This window comes from Chondromyces apiculatus DSM 436 (assembly GCF_000601485.1).
Taxonomy (GTDB): domain Bacteria; phylum Myxococcota_A; class Polyangia; order Polyangiales; family Polyangiaceae; genus Chondromyces; species Chondromyces apiculatus.
On sequence record NZ_ASRX01000115.1, the window covers coordinates 1 to 24021 of the forward strand.

The 24021-nt window shown below is 70.1% G+C and carries 17 protein-coding genes; 14 read left to right on the forward strand and 3 right to left on the reverse strand.

The window, feature by feature from the left end:
- Positions 1–250 precede the first annotated feature (250 nt).
- From CAP_RS41330 to rlmN, 3 genes are all read left to right on the forward strand, one after another.
- Positions 251–913: a response regulator transcription factor gene (locus CAP_RS41330; protein WP_044251576.1), complete on the forward strand. Its 663-nt coding sequence runs from the start codon at positions 251–253 to the stop codon at positions 911–913.
- Positions 910–2409, forward strand: a complete 1500-nt coding sequence (locus CAP_RS41335) for a sensor histidine kinase (RefSeq protein ID WP_044251557.1) — start codon at positions 910–912, stop codon at positions 2407–2409. Before CAP_RS41330 ends, CAP_RS41335 begins: the two co-directional genes overlap by 4 nt.
- A gap of 247 nt (positions 2410–2656) precedes the next feature.
- Positions 2657–3853: a 23S rRNA (adenine(2503)-C(2))-methyltransferase RlmN gene (gene rlmN / locus CAP_RS41340; protein ID WP_081865809.1), complete on the forward strand. Its 1197-nt coding sequence runs from the start codon at positions 2657–2659 to the stop codon at positions 3851–3853.
- Positions 3854–3944: 91 nt separating this feature from the next.
- Here the strand turns inward: rlmN and CAP_RS41345 are convergent, their stop codons facing one another.
- Together CAP_RS41345 and CAP_RS41350 are read right to left on the reverse strand one after the other, a co-directional pair.
- Complete coding sequence (locus CAP_RS41345) at positions 3945–5039, reverse strand: VWA domain-containing protein (protein WP_044251558.1); 1095 nt, start codon at positions 5037–5039, stop codon at positions 3945–3947.
- 96 nt (positions 5040–5135) lie between these two features.
- On the reverse strand, positions 5136–6107 hold the full coding sequence (locus CAP_RS41350) for a hypothetical protein (protein WP_231512007.1): 972 nt from the start codon (positions 6105–6107) through the stop codon (positions 5136–5138).
- 80 nt (positions 6108–6187) lie between these two features.
- Between CAP_RS41350 and CAP_RS41355 the strand changes: the two genes are divergently transcribed.
- From CAP_RS41355 to CAP_RS46750, 9 genes are all read left to right on the forward strand, one after another.
- Positions 6188–6637: a response regulator gene (locus CAP_RS41355; RefSeq protein WP_081865807.1), complete on the forward strand. Its 450-nt coding sequence runs from the start codon at positions 6188–6190 to the stop codon at positions 6635–6637.
- Positions 6637–8922: a chemotaxis protein CheA gene (locus tag CAP_RS41360; RefSeq protein ID WP_044251560.1), complete on the forward strand. Its 2286-nt coding sequence runs from the start codon at positions 6637–6639 to the stop codon at positions 8920–8922. The genes CAP_RS41355 and CAP_RS41360 overlap by 1 nt, the downstream gene beginning before the upstream one ends.
- Positions 8922–9449, forward strand: coding sequence for a chemotaxis protein CheW (locus tag CAP_RS41365; RefSeq protein WP_044251562.1), 528 nt, complete (start codon positions 8922–8924; stop codon positions 9447–9449). The genes CAP_RS41360 and CAP_RS41365 overlap by 1 nt, the downstream gene beginning before the upstream one ends.
- 47 nt (positions 9450–9496) lie before the next feature.
- Entirely contained in the window at positions 9497–9988 is a 492-nt protein-coding gene (locus CAP_RS41370; protein WP_044251565.1) for a chemotaxis protein CheW, read from the forward strand.
- On the forward strand, positions 9985–11982 hold the full coding sequence (locus CAP_RS41375) for a HEAT repeat domain-containing protein (protein ID WP_052376857.1): 1998 nt from the start codon (positions 9985–9987) through the stop codon (positions 11980–11982). Before CAP_RS41370 ends, CAP_RS41375 begins: the two co-directional genes overlap by 4 nt.
- Positions 11979–12908 (forward strand): CheR family methyltransferase, encoded by a 930-nt coding sequence (locus CAP_RS41380; protein WP_081865808.1) that lies wholly within the window; start codon positions 11979–11981, stop codon positions 12906–12908. The genes CAP_RS41375 and CAP_RS41380 overlap by 4 nt, the downstream gene beginning before the upstream one ends.
- Positions 12909–12936: 28 nt before the next feature.
- Positions 12937–14016, forward strand: coding sequence for a protein-glutamate methylesterase/protein-glutamine glutaminase (locus CAP_RS41385; protein WP_044251568.1), 1080 nt, complete (start codon positions 12937–12939; stop codon positions 14014–14016).
- 138 nt (positions 14017–14154) lie between these two features.
- Positions 14155–16665, forward strand: a complete 2511-nt coding sequence (locus tag CAP_RS41390; protein ID WP_052376858.1) for a transglycosylase SLT domain-containing protein — start codon at positions 14155–14157, stop codon at positions 16663–16665.
- 149 nt (positions 16666–16814) lie between these two features.
- The gene (locus CAP_RS46750) at positions 16815–18956 is read left to right on the forward strand and encodes a serine/threonine-protein kinase (protein ID WP_052376859.1); all 2142 of its coding nucleotides are present in this window, start codon (positions 16815–16817) and stop codon (positions 18954–18956) included.
- A gap of 160 nt (positions 18957–19116) precedes the next feature.
- On the opposite strand, the gene CAP_RS41400 is transcribed toward CAP_RS46750, so the two are convergent.
- Positions 19117–19491 (reverse strand): cupin domain-containing protein, encoded by a 375-nt coding sequence (locus tag CAP_RS41400; RefSeq protein ID WP_044251570.1) that lies wholly within the window; start codon positions 19489–19491, stop codon positions 19117–19119.
- Between the two features lie 599 nt (positions 19492–20090).
- Between CAP_RS41400 and CAP_RS53065 the strand changes: the two genes are divergently transcribed.
- Positions 20091–22520 carry a serine/threonine-protein kinase gene (locus CAP_RS53065; protein ID WP_052376860.1) on the forward strand — a complete coding sequence of 810 codons (2430 nt, stop codon included), beginning with the start codon at positions 20091–20093 and terminating at the stop codon, positions 22518–22520.
- A 228-nt stretch (positions 22521–22748) separates the two neighbouring features.
- Positions 22749–23765, forward strand: a complete 1017-nt coding sequence (locus tag CAP_RS41410) for a hypothetical protein (protein WP_044251573.1) — start codon at positions 22749–22751, stop codon at positions 23763–23765.
- Positions 23766–24021: the final 256 nt, after the last annotated feature.

Genomic DNA, 24021 nt, shown 5'->3' on the forward strand with positions numbered 1-24021 from the left:
GCGGGTGGCGCGGGTGGCGCGGGTGGCGCGGCGGCGGCCGCGCGCGCGTGAGGGAGCGCAGCCGTCAACGCGATCGCGAGTGCTGCACGTGCGAAGAGCGGCCGTGACGCCGGCGGTCTCGTAACCATCGACGGCACCGTAGCGAGCCCCGTCGCGTGGCGCGTGAAGCGGACATGAAGATTCCTTCAGGGGGAGCCCCGCGCACGCCGCGGTTCGTGCACTGGATCGCGCTGATCGTATAGTGACGCCCGTGAAGGTGCTGGTCGTCGAGGACAACAAGAAGCTCGCGCGCTTCCTCAAGCGGGCGCTCGTCGAAGAGGGCTACGTCGTCGACGAAGTCGCCGACGGAACCACGGCCGTCGAGCAGCTCCAGGCCATCGCGTACGACCTCGTGGTGCTCGACTGGATGCTGCCCGAGATGGACGGCCTCTCCGTGTGCAGGGCGGTGCGCGCGCGCGGCAACCGCGTGCCCATCCTGATGCTGACGGCGCGGGGCGAGGTGGGGGAGAAGATCTCCGGCCTCGACGCGGGGGCCGACGATTACCTGACCAAGCCGTTCGACCTCGGAGAGCTGCTCGCGCGGGTGCGGGCGCTGGGCCGGCGCGCCGCCGCCGCGGAGCTCTCGCTCCGGGTGGGCCCGATGGTGGTGGACCGCGCCGAGCGCCGGGTGCTCCTCGACGGCAAGCGCCTGGAGCTTACCCCGCGCGAGTTCGCGCTCGTCGCCTACCTGGCACGGGAAGCCGGGCGGGTGGTCCCGCGGACGGAGCTGCTCGCCAAGGTATGGGAGACGGCGTTCGACCCGGGCTCCAACGTGATCGAAGCGCACGTCAAGAACCTGCGGGAGAAGCTCGGGGCGCACGCCTCGATGATCGAGACCGTGCGGGGCGTGGGATACCGCCTGGAGGCGCCTTGAAGCTGAAGACGCGGGTGACGCTCGCCGTCACCGCGGTGACCGCGTCCGCGCTGCTCGCGTCGTTCGTGACCGTGGCCTTCCTGGTGCGGCGCGACGAGATGGGCGACCTGGACCGCGCCCTCCTCCTGCAGGCACACACCGCGGCGGAGCTGGCGATGGTGCGCTCGACCGAGCGCCCGAGCGTGATGGAGGGCCAGGTGGCCGTGCCGGAGTCGCTCGGCCTCACGGCGCGCTACATGGCGACCTACGAAGCAGATGGATCGCTGATCTCGGCCACGCGCAGCTTCGGCGGCCAGGCCCCCTCGCTCCCGACCCTGGGCGTGAGCGTGCCCCCGGAAGAGGAGTCCTCGGTGGACCTCGCGGCAGGGGGCGTGATGCTCCGCGGCGTCGTCCTGCCCCTCGGAGAGCGGGGCCAGTCGCTGCTCTACGCCGCCTCCCGCGGCACAGTCGACGAGGACACGCGCTTCATCGGGCGCGCCGCGAGCGTGATCTTCGTGGCGGCGGTGCTGATCACGGCCTTCGTCGCCCGGTGGCTGAGCGCGCGGCTCGCGAGCGACGTGCAGGCGATCGCGCAGGTGGCGCGCGCCGTGGCCCAGGGAGATCTCGGGGCGCGCGTGGGCGTCGGCGTGCGCGGCTCCGCGGAGACGAAGCGGCTCGGCGAGGACATGGACCACATGATCGGCAGGCTGGGTGCGCTCGTCGCGACCCAGCAGATGTTCATCTCGCACGCCGCCCACGAGCTGAGGTCACCGCTCGCCACCATCCAGGGAGAGCTCCAGCTCGCGCTGCGCCGGCCCCGCGAGGCGGCGGAGTATCAGGAGGCCATCCAGGAAGCGCTCACCGACGTGGTGGCGCTGGGGGCACTGGCCGAGGATCTGCTGGTGCTGGCCCGGGTGCAGGCGGGGCCGAAAGACGGTGAGGGGACTGCGGCCACCGCAGCCGCCGGCAGCGCCGTGAGGCCAGTGAACGCGGGGGAACCCGCGACGGCGGCGCAGGCGGGGCCAGGTGGCGAGGTGGTGGCGGTGGGAGAGGTGCTGGACGACGCGCTGCGGATGGCACGCGGCAAGGCCGACACGCGGGGCGTGGCGCTGAAGGAGATCGAGGAGGGTGGGGTGCCTCTCGCGACCCTGGTGCGCGGCTCGCGGTGGAAGACCGCGCGCGCGCTCCGGAACCTGGTGGACAACGCGGTGGCGCACACGCCCGAGGGCGGTGTGGTCGAGGTGCGCGTCGAGCGCGGCGAGCGCGGCGAGCGCGGTGAAGAAAGCGTGCGGCTCGTGGTCACCGACGAGGGCACCGGGGTCGCGCCCGAGGACCGAACGCACATCTTCGAGCCGTTCTACCGGAGCGCGAAGGAGCAGTCCGGGGAGCAGGAAGGCGCAGGCCTCGGCCTCACGATCGCGCGCGACATCGCGCGGGCGTCCGGGGGAGACGTGCTCCTCGACGACGCATTCCACGGAGGCGCGCGCTTCATCCTGGTCCTGCCGGCAGCGCGCTGAGGTCCGGGATATCCACAGGTTCTCACCAGCTTGTGGATTCCTGGGACACGCCTGTTTTTACCACCGCAAAGTCGCGTATTCGTCTTGGACAAGCAATCCAAAAATCGCAGTCGTGACGCACCTCATCCAAGAACGGGTACAGACAACGCTCTCGCGGGCCGCGGGCGAGCGATGGTAGGTGTCGCACGTGTCTCCGGAGCCTGCCCGAGAAGTCCTGACGCCTGTCACGCGGGCAGGCCGATCCTTGATGTCCCGCAAGGCGAATGCCGGCCCCCTGCTCGCAGACCACGACGCCGCCTCGCTGGAGGCGCTGCTCGTTCGGGCAGGAGGCACCCCCTCGGCGGCGCGCTCCGCTGCCGGGAGGGTGGTGCGTCATGTGTTCCGGAACGGCGCGTCAAAACTGCAGAGCACGGAGGCAGGAAGCACAGAGGAGGGGAGCCCGGAGGGCGTCGGCGCTGAAGGGGTGAGCGCCGAGGCCCCCTGGGACCGGGCGGCGCTCGCGGCGCTGGGCATCGGCGCCTGGGCGCACGAGGCACTGCTCTCGCTGCAGGTGGGGGTCTCGCTGTCGGTGGCCGAGGTGGTCCCGGCGGGTGACGCCACGCTGCGGCTGGCGCTCCGGGCACGTGACGGCGCACTGCTGGAGTCGGTGCTGATCCCGGGACCGGGGCGGACCACCCTGTGCGTGTCAAGCCAGGTGGGGTGCGCGCGGGCGTGCGCGTTCTGCGAGACGGGGCGCCTGGGGCTGACGCGGCAGCTCAGCGCGGGCGAGATGGTGGATCAGGTACGGATCGCGCAAGCGCTGTGGCGCGCGGCGCCCGGAGGTGGAGGAGGCGGAAAGCCGGCGCTGTCGAACCTGGTGTTCATGGGCATGGGGGAACCCTTCGACAACCTCGGCGAGGTGGGTCGGGCGATCCGGCTGCTGACCGATGGGCGGGCGCTGGGGTTCGCGCAGTCTCGGGTGACGGTGAGCACGGTCGGGGTGGCCGACAAGATCGAGGCGTTCTTCCAGGGCGTGCCGGCGGAGCTGGCGGTGAGCCTGAACGCGCCGGACGACGCGCGGCGCCAGGCCATCATGCCGATCAACACCCGCTTCCCCCTCGCGGTGCTGCGGGAGGCGCTCCTGCGCGCGCTGCCGCCGGGGAGGCGGGTGCTCTTCGAGTACGTGCTGTTCGACGGCTTCAACGACGCGCCCGAAGACGCGGACCTGCTCGCGGCGCTGGTATCGGGCATCCGGTGCCGGGTGAACGTGATCCCCTGCAACCCAGGGCCCGACCCCCGCCTCAGGCCACCCTCGCAGGAGCGGCTCGACGCCTTCGTGGCCCGTCTGAGCGGGCTCGGCGTGACGACGCTGGTGCGGAGGCCGCGGGGGCGGGACGTGGGCGGAGCCTGCGGGCAGCTCGCGGGCCTGCTCCGTCAGCAGGCCGAGCAGGCCGCGGTTGCTTGAGCGTTGCTTGAGCGTTGCTTGAGCGTTGCTTGAGCGTTGCTTGAGCGTCGCCTGAGCGTCGCCTGAGCGTCGCCTGAGCGTCGCCTGAGCGTTACTTGACCTCGACGCTGCCGCTGGCCTTGACGCCGGCGCCGCCGCGTTTGCGATCCCGATCCTCGGCCGAGGAGGTGTCCTTGAGGTCGAAGGTGGGCGCGGTGTCGGGGTTGCACTCGGGGGGCGGGCCGAAGCCCTCGGCGCTGAAGGTGTACTCCAGCGAGCCGGAGGCCTTGGGATCGGGCCGCTCGGCGACGATCTCCACCTCGTGCTCCCCGGCGCGCGAGGGCGTGCAGTAGGAGAGCAGGTAGAAGCGCTTCATGTGCGCCTCGATCCTGGCGGCGATCTTGTCGAAGGCCTCCTGGACCTTGGCCTGGTCGGAGACGAGCTCCGTGCCGTCGACGCCGATCTCGTCGAGGCTGGCCTTCTCGATCTCGGCCCCGACGCCCACGGCGAAGATCTCGTAGTTCTCGTACTCGTCCTTGGCGATCTCGTCGCGCATGGTGTCCCGGCTGACGCGGCGCGCGCGGTCGGTGCCGTCGGAGAACACGACGAGGGTGCCGAACTTGAGGGGGCGCTTGTCCTTGTCGAGCTCCTCCTTGAGCTCCTTCAGGCCCTCGATCACGGCGCCGTGGAGGTTCGTGGACGGGTCCTTGGGCTTGTACTTGCGGAGGCCGTCGAGGCCGCCCTTCACGGAGCCCTGGGCCTCGGTGAAGGGGACGACGCTGTGGATCTTGGCGTCGCCATCGAAGGCGTAGACGCCGACCTTCTGCTGCTTGCCCACGCGCTCACTGAAGGCCTGGGCAGCGTCGACGAGCGCATCGGCCTGGCCGGACTCGGTGATGCTGCCGCTCATGTCGACGAGCAGCATGGTGTACATGACCGCCGCGACCTCGGGGTTCTGGATCTTCTGCTTGCTCTCGAACTGGGAGACCAGCTCGCCATCCTCGTAGATCTTGAACTTTTCGGCCGTGAGACCGCCGACGGGTTCGTCTCCCTCTTCCACCGTGAAGAAGACCCAGACGTTGTTGGGCTTCTTCTGGGCGGAGTTGATGCGGGTGACCCTGAGGCCGCCGCCACAGCCCAACCCGGAGAGGGCGAGGATGGCGGCGATCAGCACGTGACAGGCGCCAGAGAAGGAGATTCTTTTCACGGCCGCATTAGCGCGTATCGGGCGGGGCGCTGTCAATGCGGTCGGGTCCGACCGTCGACGCGTCCGACGGCGCCTCCGACGGCGGGGGAGAGGCGTTCAGCAGTTCTCTTTGATGATCGCCCAGCAGGCGTCGGCGAACTCTCGGTAGGTGGAGCGTTCGAGGGTGAGCGAGGTGTTGATGGGCATCACCCCTTTGTGCTCGGCGAGCAGGTGGCGGAGCGCCCCCTCGATCTCGGCGCTGGTCTCGATCCAGAGGAACTCCTCGATGCCGCTCGTGATGTGGCTGCGAAGGAGGACCGGGATCTCCCGCAGGGGCACCTGGCCCTGGTTGCGGCGGGCGATGGAGGCGGCGATCGACTCCGCGTGATCCGGCCAGCGGCGGAGGGCGCGGTGGAAGGTGGAGCCGATGAGGCGGAGGATCTGCTGGGCGAGCTGGGCGACCCGGGGGCGCTGGACCCGCTCCTCGTGCTCCGCCAGCATGGAGAGGTACTCGTCGGTGAGGAGCCGGCGCAGGTCGTCGCTGATGATGGCCTGGCTCTCGGCGGTCATGCGCAGGTCGCTGATGTGGGCGAGCATGAGGTCGCGGGTGACGCGCAGGCGGGAGACGACCGTTCCGGTGGGGGTGGTGTCCAGGATCTCGGCCAGGGGGTCGATGAGCCGGCGGCCGAAGGTGGTGAGGATATAGTCGAGGATGCGCTTCTGCTGCTCCTCGCGGCCGAGCACGGAGAGGGCGCTCGCGAGGGTGGATTTGTTGGGGGCATCGACGAGGATCTCCCCCCGCTCCTTGGGGCTCGTGTCGTACATCCGGAGAGAGGCGAACAGCTCCCGGAAGGTGGCGACCGCCTCGGCGGAGCCGGCGAGCGAGTTTTCTCCGTACACGCGGATGACGAGCCCGGCCTCGGGGCCCGCATCGAAGAGGCGTGTCAGCTCCTCGCGGATGTGATCTTCGGTGATGAGCGAGGGGAACGGCGTGAGGCTCCCGGGGCCCGACCGAGGTGATCCTGCTTGCGAACCCGGCCCGCTCTGCTGAGGAGCCGCGGGTCCGCTCTGCTGGTGGGGAGATGGCATCGGACCAAAGCGTACCGCCCGGAGACCCGAGGGACCAGCGGTCTCTCCCCTCGGGCCTCAAATCCGGTACGCTACCGCCGGTGACGCGCATCCTGATCGTCGAAGACTCGGCGGCAATGCGGGCTTACGTGCGCTCCGCGCTCGAAGACCCCGCAATGAGCCTGCCGGAGGAGATCGAGATAACGGAGGCCGCGAACGGGCTCTCGGCCCTGCGCCTCCTCCCTCGGGGCCGCTTCGACCTGGTCATCACCGACATCAACATGCCCGACGTGAACGGCCTCGAGCTTATCCGGTTCATGCGGCAGAACCCGCGCTACGAGCACATCGGGCTGCTCATCATCTCGACCCAGGCCTCGGAGCGGGACATCGAGCGCGGGCTGGCGCTCGGGGCGGACCGCTTCTTGCCGAAGCCGTTCACGCCGGAGGCGCTGCGGGAGACGGTCTCGGAGATCCTCTCGGTGCTGCGCTCAGGGCCGGTCACGGACGAGATGGTGGAGCCCCTCGATCGCGGTGACGAGGTGCAGGGCTGATGGTGGACGCGGGAGATCGCGCGCGGGACGAGTTCTTCTCGGAGGCGCAGGAGATCGTCGAGGGCCTGGGCAGGGACCTCCTCGCGCTCGACGAGGCGGTGCGCGCCAACCGGGTCGACCCGGATCTCATCAACGACATCTTCCGCGCCGTCCACACCCTGAAGGGCCTGGCGGGCCTGTTCGGCGCGACGCGGATGGCGACGCTGTCGCACGAGCTGGAGGAGGTGCTCGACAACCTGCGGCTCGGGCGCATCGACGTGAGCCCGGTGGTGCTCGACATGCTCTTCCGGAGCATCGAGCTGTACGGGCGCATCCTCCAGGTGGAGAAGGACGGCAGCGAGCTGCCGATCCCCGAGGTGGACGAGCTGCTCCGGGAGCTGCACCGCGGCTTCGGTCAGCGCGAGCAGCAGCCGCTCGCCGCGGAGTACGACCTCGATCCTGGGCTCCTCGCGGTGCTCACGGAGTACGAAGAGCACCGGCTCCGGACCAACATCCAGAGCGGGCTCATTCTCTACCGCATCCGGGTGCACTTCCAGCTCGCCACCATCGATCAGGCCCTCGACGAGCTGAAGGCCACGGCGAAGCCGTTCGGGGAGATCATCACCTACCTCCCGACGGGGACGGGCGCCGACGCCGACTCGATCGAACTCGACATCCTGATGGCGTCGCGCTCCTCGGTGGACGAGCTGCGGCGGGCGCTCGCCGAGACCGGGGCCGAGGTGGAGGAGATCCCCCGCCGCCCCGGAGGGGACGTCAGCGGCGGCCTCGCTGCCGGCGCCGCTGGCGGCGGGTTCGACAGCGGGGGTCTCTCATCCAGGCCCGCGATGAGCGCCTCGGGGCCGGTCTCTCCGCACCCGCGCTCCTCGGACCCTGGCGCGCTCGCGGCGCCCCCGGACTCGGGCGCGGGTGGCCGGAAGAAGCGCGGTGAGCTGGGCTCGATCCGGTCGGTGGCGCAGACGGTCCGGGTGGACATCAACAAGCTCGACCGGCTGATGAACACCGTCGGCGAGCTGGCGCTGGTGCGGTCGAGCCTGGGGGCCATCGTGGAGCGGCTCCGCGCCACGCCCGCCGAGCGGGAGATGAGCCTGGAGCTGCACCGGCTCCAGCGCACCTTCGAGCGGCACCTGGCCGCCATCCAGCAAGGGATCCTCGAGGTCCGGATGGTGCCGCTCGGGCAGGTGTTCGACAAGCTGGCGCGCGTCGTCCGGCAGATCAGCCGCGACGCCGACAAGATCGTGAACCTGGTCATCACCGGCGCGGAGACCGAGGTCGACAAGCTCATCGTCGAGGAACTCTCCGACCCGCTCATGCACATGATGCGCAACGCCATCGATCACGGGATCGAGACCCGGGCGGAGCGCGAGGCGGTGGGCAAGCCGGCCGTCGGCACCATCGCGCTGAACGCCTTCCAGAAGGGAAACCACGTCGTCATCGAGATCGAGGACGACGGCCGGGGGATCGACGCGACGAGGCTGCTCGACGTCGCGCTCCGGCGAGGGCTCATCACCCAGGAGGAGGCGCGGACCACGAGCTACCGCGAGGCGCTCACCCTCATCTTCCTGCCCGGGGTGAGCACCAAGTCGGACGTGAGCGAGATCTCCGGGCGCGGCGTCGGCATGGATGTGGTGAAGACCAACATCGGCCGCCTGGGCGGGGTGATCGACGTGACGAGCGAGGTGGGGATCGGCACCAAGATGACGGTGACCCTGCCGATCACCCTGGCGATCATCAGCGCGCTGATCGTGCGCGTCGCCGACCGGCTCTTCGCGATCCCGCTGGCGAACGTGCAGGAAGCGGTGGGCCTCGACGATCACGCGGTGAAGCGGATCGACGGCAGGGAGATGATCACCCTGCGCAACCAGACGCTGCAGCTCTGCTACCTGACCCGGCTGTTCGGCCTCGACGAGGAGGAGGAGCTGAGCTCCCGCATCGCCGGGCTGCTCGGCGGTACGCGCTCGCTCGGCGGGGTGCGCGGAGGGATCACCGGGAGTCGGAAGCTCGACCGCAGCTCGCTCGGGTTGTCGCCGGGGAGCAAGCGCAAGTACATCGTGGTGACGGCGGTGGGCACGAAGCGCCTCGGCCTCGTGGTGAGCGCGCTCATCGGGCAGCAGGACGTGGTGATCAAGACCTTCGGTCCGTCGCTGGCCTCGGTGCGCGGGTTCGCGGGCGCGACGGAACTCGGCGATCAGCGGATCGCGCTGGTGATCGACGCCCCGGCGCTCATCTTCGAGGTGCTGAGCGGCGGCGACAGGGCGCGCCCGGAGCCCCGAGGAGTGCACGGCTGATGGCGGCCGATCTGGCGAAGAAGAGGCCGCGGGGCGGCATGCTCAAGCGCAACGCGCATGCGCAGAGCGGCCCCCGCCGGGAGTTCCTGGCCTTCCTCCTGGCAGGCGAGACCTACGCGGCGCCTGTGAAGGAGGTGCGGGAGATCGTCAAGCCGCCGCCGCTCACCCCGGTGCCCCGCGCGCCCGAGGCGACCATGGGCATCGTCAGCGTCCGCGGGCAGCTCGTGACGGTCATCGATCTACGGCGGCGGCTCCGCCTGACCGAGTCGCAGGCCAGCAGGCGCACGCGCATCCTGCTGGTGGAAGCCCCCTGGGGAGAGCTGCTCGGCCTCTACGTGGACGAGGTGCAGCAGGTGTACCGCCTCTCGGATGCCGAGGTGGAGCCAGCGGCATCGGCCCTCGGCGGCGACGTGGCGAGCTACATCGCCGGCATCGCGCGCCCCCTGCAGCCTTCCGTCGAGGGGGGCGGTTCGGCGCATCCCCCGGTGATCGTCCTCCTCGACCTGCAGGCCATCCTCGCATCCTGAACGCGCAGAATTCCTGGCACTCCGGACAGTACCCGCAGCAGTTCACCATGCCCATCCTTGGAGAGCGAACCCGCCCGGACCCCCAGCGCAGCCTCGTCGGCTTCGTGGTGGGGGACGTCCACTACGCCATCGAGATCGCCCGGGTGCGCGAGATCGTGAACCCGCTCCCGGTCACGCCGTTGCCCCACACGCCGCCCGAGGTGCTGGGCGTGGCCGATCACCGCGACGCGGTGGTCCCCGTGATCCTGCTGCGCCTGCGCTTCGGCCTCTCCGAAGCAGAGCAGACGCGGAGCACGAAGTGGATCCTGGTGGATGCCGGGGCGCACACGGTGGGGCTCGTGGTGGACGCGGTGACCGAGGTGTTCCGCGTGAACGGTCCGCTGCGGCCGACGCCTGCCGTCGGCGGCGACAGGGATCTGCGGGGCATCGCCGGCGTCACCAACCACAACGATAGGCTCGTGTTCGTGCTCGACGAGAACCGGTTCGTGGAGATGGCACACGCGCTCGCGGCGTCTGGCGTGCTTCCGGAGGGGACATGAGCAGCACGGAAGGGAACAGCGTGTCGTCCCTGGGAGAGGAGCTCCTGGCACCCGACGCAGAGGTCCGGCGTCTGGCGGCGGTGAGGTTGCCGGCGCTCGACGCGACCAGCGCGGCGGCATTGCTCCTGCTGGCGTTGAGCGACGGTGACTGGCGGGTGCGCAAGGACGCGACGCTCGCCGGGCAGGAGCTGCTGGCGGCCGCGGGGGATCGGGGGGACGCGGGCGGCGAGGCGCTGCTCCTGGAGGCGCTGGTGGAGGCGCTCGGCCCCGGAGAGAACGTGGGCCTGCGCAACGCAGCCATCGAGGTCCTCGCCGGCCACGGACGCGCGGCGATCGGGGTCATCGCCTCCGCGTACGAGAAGCTCGACGCCGACGGGCGGAAGCTCGCCGTGGAGGCGCTCGGGCGGACCGGCGACGCGGCCGCACTCGAAGCGCTCACGCGGGCGCTCGCCGACCAGGACGACAACGTCCGCCACGCGGCGGTGGAGGCCATCGCAGCGCTCGGTCCAGGGGCGCCCGAGCCGGTCATCGAGGTGCTCACGGAGGCCCTGGGAGACAACGATCGGCTGGTGCAGCTCACGGCGTTGCACGGGCTGAACGCGCTCGAGGCAGCGGCGCCCTGGGCGCGGATCATGCCCCTCCTGTCGGATCCGATGCTGCGACCTGCGGCGCTCGAGGCGGCGGCGCTCGCCGAGAGTCCCGAGGCCCCGGCCGCACTCGTGGGAGCCCTGCCATCGGGACGGGGCCGTGCGTTCGCGCAGATCGTGGGGGCGCTGTCGCGGCTCACGGGTGGACCGCTCGCGGTGCACGTGGTGGAGGCCCTCCGCACGGCCGGCCCCGAGGTCGGCGCGCGCCTCGCCCGCGCGGCTGCGGATCCCGCGCGCCAGGACGCCAGCGCGATGGCGGAGCCTCCGTCGTGGGGAAGTGGCCCGAGCAGCGGTGCGATCGGCCTGCGGGGCCAGGCGCTGGTCCTCGCAGCCCTCGCCGACGCGCCCTCTGCCGTCGAGGCGGCCATCGACGCGCTGGCCGAGCCTGCCCTGGCCGAGCCGGCGCAGCGCGCCTTGATGTCGCTCGGGCGGCGCGCGCTCGGAGAGGTGCTGGAGCGGCTGCGCGCGCATGTCGGTGGGCGCGCTGGCGCGGGCGTCGGCGCGGAGCATGCCGCGAGCGAGTCCCCGCTGGAACCCGAGCAGGCAGCGGCGCTCCTCGACGTGGCGGTGGCGCTGGTCGGAGAAGACCCGGCGCGCATGGAGGAGGTCCACGCCGTGGTGCGTGGCGCGCTGAGCAGCCCGTCGACCCTGCTCGCGACGGCGGCCGTCTACGCGCTGGCGAAGCTTGGCCGCGAGGAAGACCTGCGCCTCACCGCGGAGCAGTCCGTCGAGGCGCCCCTGCCCGTGGCTTGCGCGGCAGAGCGGGCGCTGGCGGCACTCGCGGATCGCCACCCCGATGCCGCGCGCTCACTTGCGCGGGAGATGATGCACGACCCCTCGCGCTACCTCCCGGCCGCGGTGGTGCTTGAGGCACTCGGGGCAGCGCACGTCGCGGGAGTGGCCGCGGTCCCCGAGCTGGTCTCCGGGATGGCGCCCGGCGGGGCATGGCGGCGTGCGTCGATCTCGCTCGAGGTGGACGAACTCTCCTTCCTGGTGCACGCGGCGGCGACCGGGGATGCGCGCGCGCGTTGCGCCGCGGTGTCGGCGTCGGTGTCGGTCTCCGGCGCGGACGCCCTCGAACTGCTTGCTGCGGCCCTCGCCGATGAGGAGCGTGAGGTCCAGCTCGCCGCGGCGCGGGCCCTCGGTCGGCTCCGCGCGGCGCTCGATCCAGCCGCGGCCCCTGCCATCGCCAGCCGCACCGAGGAGCTCCTGGATCTGCTCGGGCAATCGGGTGACGCCGAGCTCGTGGCCGCCGCCAGCTCGGGACCTGCAGGCGCGGAGGAGCGGGACCCCGGTCGCGCCCTCTCCTCCTGGGGCACGCCCGGTGACGGATCCAGCTTGCCGTGAACCAGAAGCACGACGACATCCGGCTTTCCCCCGAGGAGTTCCGCCTCCTGCGCGAGCTGTTCAACCAGCACTGCGGGCTGCAATTCGGGCCCGAGTCGCGCCTGTCCGTGGAGCGGCGGCTGCGCGAGCGGCTGGCAGTGCTGGGCCACCGCTCCTTCGGCGAGTACCATCAGTACCTCCGCCACCACCCCCGCGGTCGCGCCGAGCTCGACGAGGCGCTCGACGCGGTGACCGTCAACGAGACCTACTTCTTCCGTGAGGACTACCAGCTCCGCGCGCTCCGGTCGGAGATCGTCCCGATGCTGGTCAAGGCCGGTGGGGCGCGCAACCGGCTCTCGATCTGGAGCGCCGGCTGCTCGACGGGTGAGGAGGTCTACTCCATCGCCATGGTCGCCCACGAGGCGGGGCTCACCGCCTCCCGTGAGGTGCGCGTCTTCGGGAGCGACATCTCACGCCGCTGCATCGCTGCGGCGCGGCGGGGCGTGTACGGTAGCTCATCTTTCCGGGCCATCCCCCCGGAGATGCGGCGCCACTACTTCCACGAGCGTGCGGACGGAGCGCACGTGGTCGACGAGATCCGGGCCATGTGTCAGTTCGGACGCCTGAACCTGCTCGACGGATCCTCGGCGCGGGTGGTAAGCGGCGTGGACATCATCTTTTGCCGGAATGTGCTCATCTATTTTGACGAGCCCTCCCGCATCAAGGTGATCAACTCGTTCCACGAACGGCTGCTCCCTGGGGGGTTCTTGCTGCTCGGCCACTCCGAGTCGCTGCTGAACGTCCCCACGAAGTTCGAGCTTGTCCATCTCCGGGAAGATCTGGTGTACCGCAAGCCCGCCGCCCCGATTCGCCTGGGCCCCGCCGAGCCCCCCGCCGAAGAGAGCCCGGTGAAGCCGCCGTTCCAGAAACCAAGCCTCTCCGGCTAGACTCACGGATCGAGAAGGTCTCCCATTGATGTCGACCCAGGTTCCTCTGCGCGCTCTCGTGGTGGATGACTCCGCCTACAACCGGCGCAACATCGCCGAGATCCTGGGCGGCAGCGATGAGATCGAGGTCGTCGGCAAGGCCGGCGACGGAGACGAGGCCCTCCGCCAGGTCGCTCAGCTCAAGCCTGACGTGATCACGCTCGACCTCGAGATGCCCCGGATGGACGGGTTCACCTTCCTCCGCATCCTGATGGCGCGGCAGCCGACGCCGGTGATCGTGGTCTCCAGCTACGCGCAGAAGGAGAACGTCTTCAAAGCGCTCGAGCTCGGGGCCGTCGACTTCGTCGCCAAGCCTGACAGGCAATTCTCCCCCGACGCCACGATCCGCAAGGAGATCATCCAGAAGGTCCTCCTCGTGCGCTACCTCAAGCCCCGCGCCCCTGCGCTGCCGCGGGCGGTCTCGGCGCCACCCGGTCAGCAGCCGCAACGACCCATCACCGAGACGCGCGTCGGCTTGCCCCTGCGTCACCTGGTGGCCATCGGCTCGTCCACCGGCGGTCCGACCGCGCTCCTCGAGATCTTCAACCGCATCCCCGAGCGCTTCCCTGGGGCGATCGTCATCGCCCAGCACATGCCCGACAAGTTCACCCGCACCTTCGCCGAGCGCCTCGATCGACGCGGCGGTGTCCGCGTGGTGGAGGCGCAGGACAACGACCAGGTGATCAGCCGTAAAGCCTACGTGTGCCCGGGCAGGATGTGCATGGACGTGGTGGTGACCCCCGGCTCGGGCAACGCCCTGCAGGGCGACGTGCGCGTCAAGGTGGGGCCACCGGTGTCGGGAGACCGTTACGTGCCGAGCGCTGACCGGCTGTTCCGGAGTGTGGCGCAGGTGGCGGGGACCCGCGCGGTGGGCGTCATCCTCACGGGCATGGGCGACGACGGGGTGATCGGTGCACGCGCGATCCGGGCCGCAGGCGGCACGGTGGTGGCCGAGAGCGAGGAGACCGCAGTCGTCTACGGAATGCCTGGCGCTGCGGTTCGCGCGGGAGTGGTCAACGAGAGCCTGCCCCTCAGCGCCATCGGTGACTTCATCGCATTGCTCGCCTGACGGCTCGGCCCAGCCTCGGCGGAACCTTGCACCGCAAAGCAGACGGATTGGACCGATCTGGCCGAGAAGAGGCCGCGACCGTGGGGCGCCGCGAAGTTGACCCTCGGGAGCACCCATGAGACAGGTCGGAAGCCCGAGATGCGGACCCGAAACGCGCGCCGCTTCCTTCCCTGCGCCTGGCTCGCCGCCCTCGTCGGCTTGTCACTGACGGGCGTCCCTGCCTTCGCCGCGCCGCCCGACAAACCACCCGCTGCGGTCGACGCTCCGAAATCCAGCAAGCCCTCTGCTGCGGCCGAGGCTCCGCAGACTACCAGACCCGCCGCTGCTCCCGAGGCCCTGAAGGCGGAGAAGACAGCCACCCCCGCCGAGGCTCCGCAGACCGAGAAAGCATCCGCGGAGGCCGCGCCGAAGAGCGCACCCGCGAAGCCTGCGTCCAAGGCTCCCGCGAAGAAACCAGCGCGATCGGCAGCGAAAACCGTCGCGAAGGCGTCCAAGAAAGCGGCCCCCAAGCGCACCCGCAAGGCTGGCGAACCCGGTCAGCCCGACGAAGCTGCGCGGCGCATCATCTCGGGCACCACGGCCCAGCAGGGGACCAGCGCTGGCGAATCGACCGAGCTGCGCGCCCTGCGCGACATCGACCGTCTCCTGTTCCCCGCGGCGACGCCCTCACCAGGGCCGACCTGGATGGCCGACGGGACCGTGCTGCTCGATCCAGGCGGTCCTCGCGTCGACGCCTCGGGGGTCCCGCCGTCGGCGCTGCTCCCCGGCCCCGGAGCGACCTCCACGTCCACACCGCCGCCCGTGGCACCGCGGGACCTCTCCTGGCTCCGTCAGCTCAAGATGCCGGACATCCCCGTGCGCTGGGACGCGCGCGTCGTTCGCTACCTCGAGCACTACAAGAACGATCCTCAGGGCAAGTCGGCAGCCGTGATCTTCCTGCGCAAGAGCGGCAAGTACGGTGCTGCCATCCGGCGCGTGCTGCGCGAACAGAAGCTGCCCGAGGACATCGTCTGGCTCGCCCTGGTCGAGAGCGGCTTCGAGCCCACTGCCCAGTCGGCCGTGGGGGCTGCGGGCCTCTGGCAGTTCATGCCGGAGGGAGCGCGCATCTACGGACTCACCGTCGACCGATGGATCGACGAGCGCCTCGATCCAGAGCGCGCCACGGTGGCCGCTGCCCGTTACCTGGCGGACCTGCGCCAGCGCTTCGGCACCTGGGAGCTCGCCTTCGCCGCGTACAACATGGGCTACGGCGGGCTGCTCGCCGCGATCCGCAAGTACAACACCAACGACTTCTGGGAGCTCGCCCGCCTGGAGGCAGGCCTGCCCCTGGAGTCGGCCCTCTACGTCCCGAAGATCATCGCGATCTCCATCGTGGCGCGGAACCGCGAGATCTTCGGGCTTGAGGACGTGGAGATCGATCCCGCCGTGGGGTTCGACAAGGTGGCGGTCGGCTCCGGCGTCTCGCTGCAGGCCGTGGCGGCTGCCGCGGGCTCTCCTCAGTCCGAGATCGAAGCGCTCAACCCCCAGCTCGTCGCGAGGCGCACCCCGCCGCAACCGCTGGATCTCCCGAACCTCACGCACCTCACCCGCTGGGAAGTGCGTGTCCCGCCCGGAGTCGGCGCGCAGGCTGCCAAGGCCATGCCCCGCGTGCTCGAGCGCGAACCGAAGCTGACCCGCCATCTGGTCCGCTGGGGAGAGTCGCTTGAAGACATCGCCAGCACCCACCGGACATCGCGCAGCAGCTTGCAGGCCCTGAACGGCCTCCGCTCCGGAGAAGCCGTGCGCCCGGGGACGCTCCTCTTCGCGCCCGCCCGGACCACGCGCGCGGATGGATCGCCGGAGGACTCCGCGAACGACGCAGGGCCCTTGGGTAAAAATGGCCAGCTCGACGTCGCAGCGTCGCGCCCCGTGATCACCGTCCCGCCCTCGCGCTTCTCCTACGAGGATCGCCGCCGCGTGTTCTACCGCGTGGTCCCGGGCGACGCGCTCCGCGATATCGCCGCCGTCCTCGGCGTCGGTCTCGACGAAATCTGCCGCTGGAACGCGCTCGATCCGGGCGCCTCGCTGCACGAAGGCATGAGCCTCCAGGCCTTCCTGCCGAAGACCAGGCGCCACGACAGCGTGCTCCTGCTGGAAGAGGCCAACGCGCGCGTCCTCGAGGTGGGCTCCGACGAGTTCTTCACCCACTTCGAGGCCCTGAAAGGGCGCAAGCGTCTTGAGGTCGTGGCGCGCGAAGGGGACGACTGGCGCAAGCTGTCGAGCCGCTACAGCCTCTCCCTGGGCATGCTGGAGCGCATCAACCACCGCTCGCGGCGGAGCGCGCTCCAGCCAGGCGAGAAGGTTGTGGTCTATGTCCCCCTGGGCCGCCCCGACGAGGCCCCGGCCCTGCAGGCGCCGCGCGAGCGCGAGAACGACGTGGTGATCGCTGCGACGACGGACGCTGCCAGCGACGGACCCGTCAAACCGGCGATGTTGCGCACCGAGGCGGGGATCACCGAAGACCCCGAAGGAGCGACCGAGCCCTCGGATATGCCTGCGGGCGTGCGAACACCCGTGCGAACACCCGTGGACGAAGGCCCTGGCCAACCGGCTTCGACCCCCGCTCCGGGTGAAGGTTCATCTCCGACCTCCACGGGCCAGGGCGCGTAGTCCCGCTCGCATCACCGTCGTCCCTGCAGGGTTCGAGGACACCCGAGAGGGGTGGGGCCCGGCCATGAAGGGGGTGCGCTGCTGCGCTTCCCTGCGATAGCATCCACGGACCCGGGCCAGCCCGTCAGAGGGGCACCCGGAGTTCGACCATGCTCAACCCCTCGTTCGCTTCCCGGCTCGCGTCGGGTTCTCTCGTCGCCAAGCGGTACCGGCTGACCCGGCAGATTGGCGAGGGTGCCATGGGTGCCGTGTGGGCGGCGGTCGACGAGGTCACGACCCGCGAGGTCGCGCTCAAGCTTCTTCTCCGCCCCGACCCGGAGCACCGCCACCGCCTGCTGCGAGAGGCGCGCGCGTGCGGCTCCCTCAAGCACAAGAACATCATCGACGTCTTCGACATCATGGAGACGGAGACCGGCGAACCGTTCCTGGTGATGCAGCTCCTCTCGGGCGAGACTGTGGCCGAGGTGCTCGCCCGCAAGCGACGCCTCGACCCCACGGAGGCCGCCGCGATCGGCCGTGACGTGAGCCGGGCCCTCTCGGCCGCGCACGCGCTGCAGATCATCCACCGCGACCTGAAGCCGGCGAACATCTTCCTGCACCACGAGCCCGACATCGAGGGCTACGTCGTCAAGGTGCTCGACTTCGGCATCGCCAAGAACCTCGGCGTCTCCGATGGCCTGCACACCGTCGCGGGCGGCGCCGTGGGCTCGCCCTTCTACATGAGCCCCGAGCAGGTCCGCGGTGATCCCACCATCGACTTCCGGGCCGACATCTGGGCCCTCGGCGTCGTCCTCTTCGAGATGATCACCGGCGTCCGCCCCTTCCAGGGCGAGACCCCCGAGGTCTTCGCCAAGATCCTCACCGGCGAGATCCCCAGCGTCACCCGCTACGTCCGCCGCATCGACGACAGGCTCGCGCAGCTCATCTCCCGCTGCCTCTCGCGGGAGCGCGATCACCGCTACGCCTCCGCCGCCGAGGTCAGCGCGGCGCTCGAGCCGCTCCTCCAGGCAGCCCCCGCAGGCCCGCCCTTCGCGCCCACGGTCCCTGCGCTGCAAGGCATCCCTGCGCCGCAGCCCTCCTCTCCCGCCCTCATGACCCCGCACCAGCCCCTCACCTCGGGGCCCCAGATGCCGGCCGTCGCCACGCCCCTGCCTGGCCTCTCCCCGCCTGGCCTCTCCCCGCCTGGCCTCTCCCCGCGTCCCTCGCCCGTCGCTACCCCGCCGCCCGGGCTCGGGATCCCGCAGGCCCGCGCCTCATCGCCTGGCTTGCTCTACAGCGAGCCCGAGGACGAGGACGAAGCGCCCACGACCTTCTACAAGGCCGACGAGTACCAGCCCGACAACGCGCACGGCTCGTCGCCTGCCCTCCCTCAGGGTGGCCCCAGCACCGTGCGCTGGGGAGAGACTCCCCAGCAACCTGCTGGCCCCTCGCTCGACGCCACCGCAGCGCTGGAGACACCCTTCCCCGAAGCACCTGCCTGGGCCCGCGGCGGCACCGTGAAGATGTCCACCGAGGACATGGGCCGATACCGCCTCCCTCAGGCCTCCGCGTCGGTGATCACCTCGGCGCCCCCTGCGCCTCCGCCTCCCCCGGGCATGATGTCCTCGCAGGGATCGATCGGCCCGGGAGGCTACATCCCGCCCACCTATGGTGCCCCCTATGGCGGCCCGCAGGGTGGCCCCATGGGCTCACCTCTGGGCCAGTTCGGCGACGAACCGAACGCCCAGCCACACCACCCTCAAGGCCAGCCCGGAGGCACCCCGAGTTCCTCGGTCTCCCCCCTGATGGCGAGCGGCATCTCCCCGCTGGTGCGCGACGAGGGGAGCACGTTCACGCCCCTCAAGCTGTCGAAGTCGATGATCGCGCTGCTTGTCGGCCTCATCCTCGCGCTCGGCATCATCGGCATCAGCCTGATCATCGTCCTCAACGATCCGAGCGACGACCCGGCATCGGGCACCCCCGAGGCAGGCTCCGCCCTCCCGGAGACCCCGTTGCCTGGAACCACCGCGGCGGTCCCCCCGGGCCCTCCACCCGAGCCTCCGCCAGAGCCTCCGCCCCCGACGCCCTCGGCAGCACAGGACACCCCCCCGACCCCGACGGGCGCAGCACCCAAGGAAGCCGCGCCAGCCGTTCCTGTGCAGACTGCCAAGCCACAGCCCACCACCCAGGCGGCCACGCCGCGGCCCACCGCGACGGCGACGACGACCCGCACGCCGACCACGACGACCACCAAGAAGAACTGCAGCAAGCTCAAGCTGCTGGAGCGTCAGCGCTGCGAGCGCGGCGGCTGAGGCTCACTGCATCGAGCCCGCCTTGATGCCTCGGCTCGACGCGCTCGCGAAGCAACGGGGGTAGCGACCACCGGGAGCGTAGGGACCGCAGGTCCCTGCTCCAGGGTACGCAGTACCGGGAGCGTAGGGACCGCAGGTCCCTGAATTGCCGTACGCAGTACTAATTTTTGTGGGCGGTGCTGGAGACGGCGCCTGTGCCCTCGTCGCGCCCGTGGGCTGCGGCTGGGGGACTCGTCGCTTCCACGGCCGTGAAGTCCTCCAGGATCCGGTACGAGTGCATGGCCCCGCGGGGCACCATCCACGAGTCGCCGGGCTCCAGCAGGACCATCTGCCCCTCCAGATGCAGCTCCGCCCTCCCCGCGATCACGTAGCCCACTGTCTCGTAGTCCCGCGCTGACGGCGCTTTCTGTTCGCCCGGAGGCTCCTTCTCCCAGAGGCGCATGGACGTCCTCACGCCCGACGCCAGGTACTTCTGTCCCATGGCCCCGCGCGGCGACGTCTCCGCGCACACCTTCATGACGCTCGTGTCTCCCATGCACACTCCTCCCGCGGCTCTTGCCCCGGACGCCTCCCCTCGAAGCAAGAAGCGGGACGCGCCCCCCCGCCTCGCCTCTGCTGGCACATCGACGACCATCTCCTCTCCAGAACTCCGTCGCGTCAGCCTGGTCATTCCGGTGCAGACTCGCGGTCTTTTCCCCCGTGGCCTCTGCCTCGTTCCGCTTTACACGACGTGATCGACCTCACGCTTACGTACTGGCGAGCGACAGCTCAGCCATAACTTCTGCCCCCGGGATCTCCCGTACCCTTCAGATACGGTGCTCTGCACTACGGCCTTGCTGTAGAATAGAGACCTCCAGGCATGCTCCGTGTAGGCGGGCTACCTGGTGTGTGAGAGTTGCGCATGGCCTCGCTTGCAGAGAACCACGCTGAAGCGCCGTTACCACCCCGCCGAGCTGGCGTGGGTTGCGTCTCGCGTGGCTTCCCTTTGCGAGGAGATCGTGCGTCTACCCGCCTGAGGCCCCTTCGCCTGGTGAGGACAACGATGCCGCCCTCCTTCATCCCCACGAGCATCTCTGGCGTCCCTCTTCCTCCTCCTTGCAGCCGGCGACCCTCTCCCGGCCGGGAGGGCGCGCGATGACCACGGCGGGCACCCTGCTTGCGGGCAAGTACCGCCTCAAGCGTCAGCTCGGCGAAGGCGCCATGGGCGCCGTGTGGGCTGCCGTCAACGAAGCCACGTCCCGCGACGTCGCCGTGAAGCTCATCATCCGCCCCGAGCCCGAGTTCCGCATCCGCCTCCAGCGCGAAGCGAAGGCCCTCGGCGCCTTGCGGCACAAGAACATCATCGACGTCTACGACATCGAGCAGAGCGACAAGGGCGACCCCTTCCTCGTCATGCAGCTCCTCACGGGCGAGACCCTCGCGGACCTCTTGGTGCGCAAGCGCCGCCTCGAAGTCCCTGAAGCTGCGCGCATCGGCCGCGACATCGCCCGCGCGCTCGCCGTCGCCCACCAGGTCCCCATCGTGCACCGCGACCTCAAGCCTGCGAACATCTTCCTCCACCGCGAGCCTGGCGAGGACTCCGAGATCGTGGTGAAGGTCCTCGACTTCGGCGTCGCCAAGAACCTCGCAGTCTCCGACGGCATGCACACCGCCGTCGGCGGCACCGTCGGCTCCCCCCTCTACATGAGCCCCGAGCAGATGAGGGCTCAGCGCGACGTCGACCACCGCGCCGACCTGTGGGCCCTCGGCGTGGTGCTCTTCGAGATGCTCGCCGGCCAGCGCCCCTTCGAGGGCACCGCGCAGGAACTCTGCGTGAAGATCCTGACTGGCGAGATCCCCAGGCTGGATCGCCTCGTCCGCCGCCTCGACCCCGGCATGGCGGCGCTGGTGGAGCGCTGCCTGCGACGCGACCGCGCCGAGCGCCCCGCCTCCGCCTCCGAGGTGGCCGCCACGCTGGAGCGCTACGCGAGCGCCCGGGCACCGATGCCCTCGGGGTACACGGAAGGCGGCGCTGGCGCAGCACCCCAGAGTGGCCCTTACGCCCCGATGAGCGCCCCGGTGAGCGGCGGGCCCGGTGCCCCTGGCGGCGCGGCGGGCCGACCCGGATCGGGATCGTACCCGGCGTACAGCTCCGGACCCTACCCTGCCATGTCGGCCCACGAACCGGCGCCGCGTGCGGGCTCGGGAGCCTACCCGGCGTACGGCTCTGGCCCATACCCCGCGGTGACCGGCCCCGAAGCCGCACCGCGCGCGGGCTCAGGCCCGCACCAAGCCTACGGCTCTGGCCCGTACCCCGCAGCAGCGCCCCAGGCATTGCCTTCCACCTACGGAGGCCCCCTGGAGTCGATCAGCGCAGATCTGGAGCCGCTCGACGAGGACGACGCCAGGACCATCCCCATCCAGGCGGGCGTCGCCCAGGCAGCCTTGCAGCGGGTACAGCAGCAGCGCGCAGCACAAGCCGCGGCTGGCCAAGCTGCCGCAGCGCAACACGCAGGATCCCCTCACGGTATGGCGGCGCCGCAGGGCCAAGGCGCATACCCCGGAGGAGGCAACCCAGGCGTGGCGGCACAGGCGGCCCAGGGCGCACCTGGCGCCTGGAACCAGCAGCAGCACCGCAGCGGCGAGTCCTGGCCCAGGTCCAGCGCCAACCCTTCCCTGCCCGCGATCGACCCCCACCACGAGAGCGGCCCCTGGTCAGCCGCCCCTGGCTCGCAAGCGCACGCCGGGGCACCGCCGCGCCAGCCGCAGCCTTCCTACGCGGAGATGCAGGGCCCAGGACACGCACCGAGGGCATCCAGGCCCGACCCTGGCGAGGCGCACGGCTGGGCGCAGGGCGGAACCGTCAAGCTCCAGGGCAACGAAGCGCAGGTCTTCCGGAACAAGGCCGTGATGCAAGACACGGCGCCCCTGCCGCGGCAGCAGGCACCGGAACCCGTGGGCATGCCGGCGCACCCGACAGCGCCCCTGTCGCAAGCCATGCCGGGGAGCAACGCCACCTCGACGACGACGCCCCTCATCAGCGGTTCACTGCCTGCGCATGCCCCGCCGATGGGCACCGTGAGCGCCCCCATGTTCGATGAGAGGCGTCGACGTGACCGCAAGGCCGCGGCCATCGTGGGCATCCTCGTGGGACTGGCCGTCGCGGCCGGCGTGATGTTCGTGATCTCCATGAACAACGCGGACAGCCGCCCCGATCTCACCCCTGCCTCTGAAGAGGCGAATCACGCCCCATCGCCGACTTTCCGAGCAGCAGAGCTTCCTGCTCCTCCGCCGACACCCTCGACCCCTGTCCAGGCAGCGGCCCCCGAGCCACAACCGACGCCAGTACCAAGCGCAGCTTCCAGCGGATCCACGCCTCGCGCGGCGGAGACCTCGAAGCCTGAGGCGGCCAAGCCCTCGGGCAGCGCGACGGCCAAGCCCTCGACGACTGCAACGCCGTCGACCTTGTTCTCGCAGCCGCTCTCCTCGCCCCCAAAGAAGTCGAACACGCCAGGAACCTCCATGAAGAAGGACTGCAGCAAGCTCAGCTTCATCGAGAAACAGCGCTGCGAAAAAGGCCAGTAACCACCCTCTGCCCGCGAATTACCGGCGCACTTCCTCCAGCCCTGGAGCCTTACCGTGAACGACGAGAGCAACCACCCCTGCGATGCTGACGTGGCATGCGCGCGCCCAGGAACTCCTCCTGCCAGCACCCGCGACCACTCTGCATCCCCATCGTCTGCGAAGCCTCCCCTGCGACCACGCCGCAGATGGACGCCACCCTCGCTCGCCGCCCGTGCGCTGGCGGCCGCGATGACCGCCACCCTCACCACCTTCACGATGGCTTCCGCCAGCGCCCAGGAGACCACCCCATCGCCGAGCGTCACCCGGCCTGCCCTCGAGATGCTCTTCAACACCGGCCTCGAAGCCGCGAAGCAAGAGAACTGGGAGAAGGCCTACGAGTCCTTCAGCGCAGCCTGGCGCGTCGACCAGCACCCCCGGGTGGCCCTCCAGCTTGGTCGCGCTGCGCTCATGACGAGCCGCTTCGTCGAGGCTGCAGATCGATTCGCCTTCTTCCTGCGCAACACGAAGGCCGAGATCTCGTCCAGCGATCGCGCCCTCGTCCAGAAGATGCTGATGGACGCCGAGAAGCACGCCGCAAAACTGATCATCAAGGTGAACCGCCCCGACGCCGAGGTACTCGTCGATGGCCTCCTCGTCGGGCAGTCGCCACTGACGCGTGAGATCTACGTGATGCCTGGGCCTCACACGATGGAGGCGCGGCTGGGAACCGAGCGCGCTGAGTCCGTGACGCTGGAACTGAAAGCGGGAGAGTCCCGGCAAGTCGGGCTGGCCTTCGGCGCGCAGAAGAGCAGGGATACGCAAGTACCTGTTCCCAGAAAGCAGACCCTCAAGGAGGAGCCAGGGACCATCTTCGGGGATCCAGATTCACGCATTCTCATTGCCGGAGGGGTAGCCACCGGAGCGGGGCTGGTATCCGGGATCGTCTTCACGGTGCTGGCGAATGCGGCTGCGCATGAACTGGACGAGGTAGCAGGTGGTGGAGATGAACCTGTTGAACAGTGGAAAAAGTGCGTCGCTGGCAATGGAGACTTTGTCTTCTGCGATAAAGCAAATTCGATAATACCGCGAATGGAGCTGCGTGAGAACGTCGCACTATGGAGTTTTGTAGGAAGCGGAGTCGTAGGGATAGCGACCCTGACGTACGCCCTCTTGGCCCCGCGCAAGCAACCCGCCGACAGCGCTGCGGTTCTCGTCCCCGTTCTTACACCTGGAGGAGGCGGGCTTTCGGTCGTGGGTCATTGGTGAATGATGAATAGAGCGGGAGTGAACCTTATGCGATGTAATGGCTTCAGCTTGATCTCTCTAGCTTCCGCGGCATTGGTGGCAACACTGGGTCTTCTCGAAGCTGCATGCTTCCCGATCAACTACGGAGACTGCAAGAACTGCAGTGGAGGTGGTGACGCTGCTTCGGGAGGCACGAGCATGACCTCCGCAAGTGGAGGCCACGGCGGGTCGGGCGGTGATGGAGGGGGCGGTGATGGTGGTCACGGGGGAGGAGGAG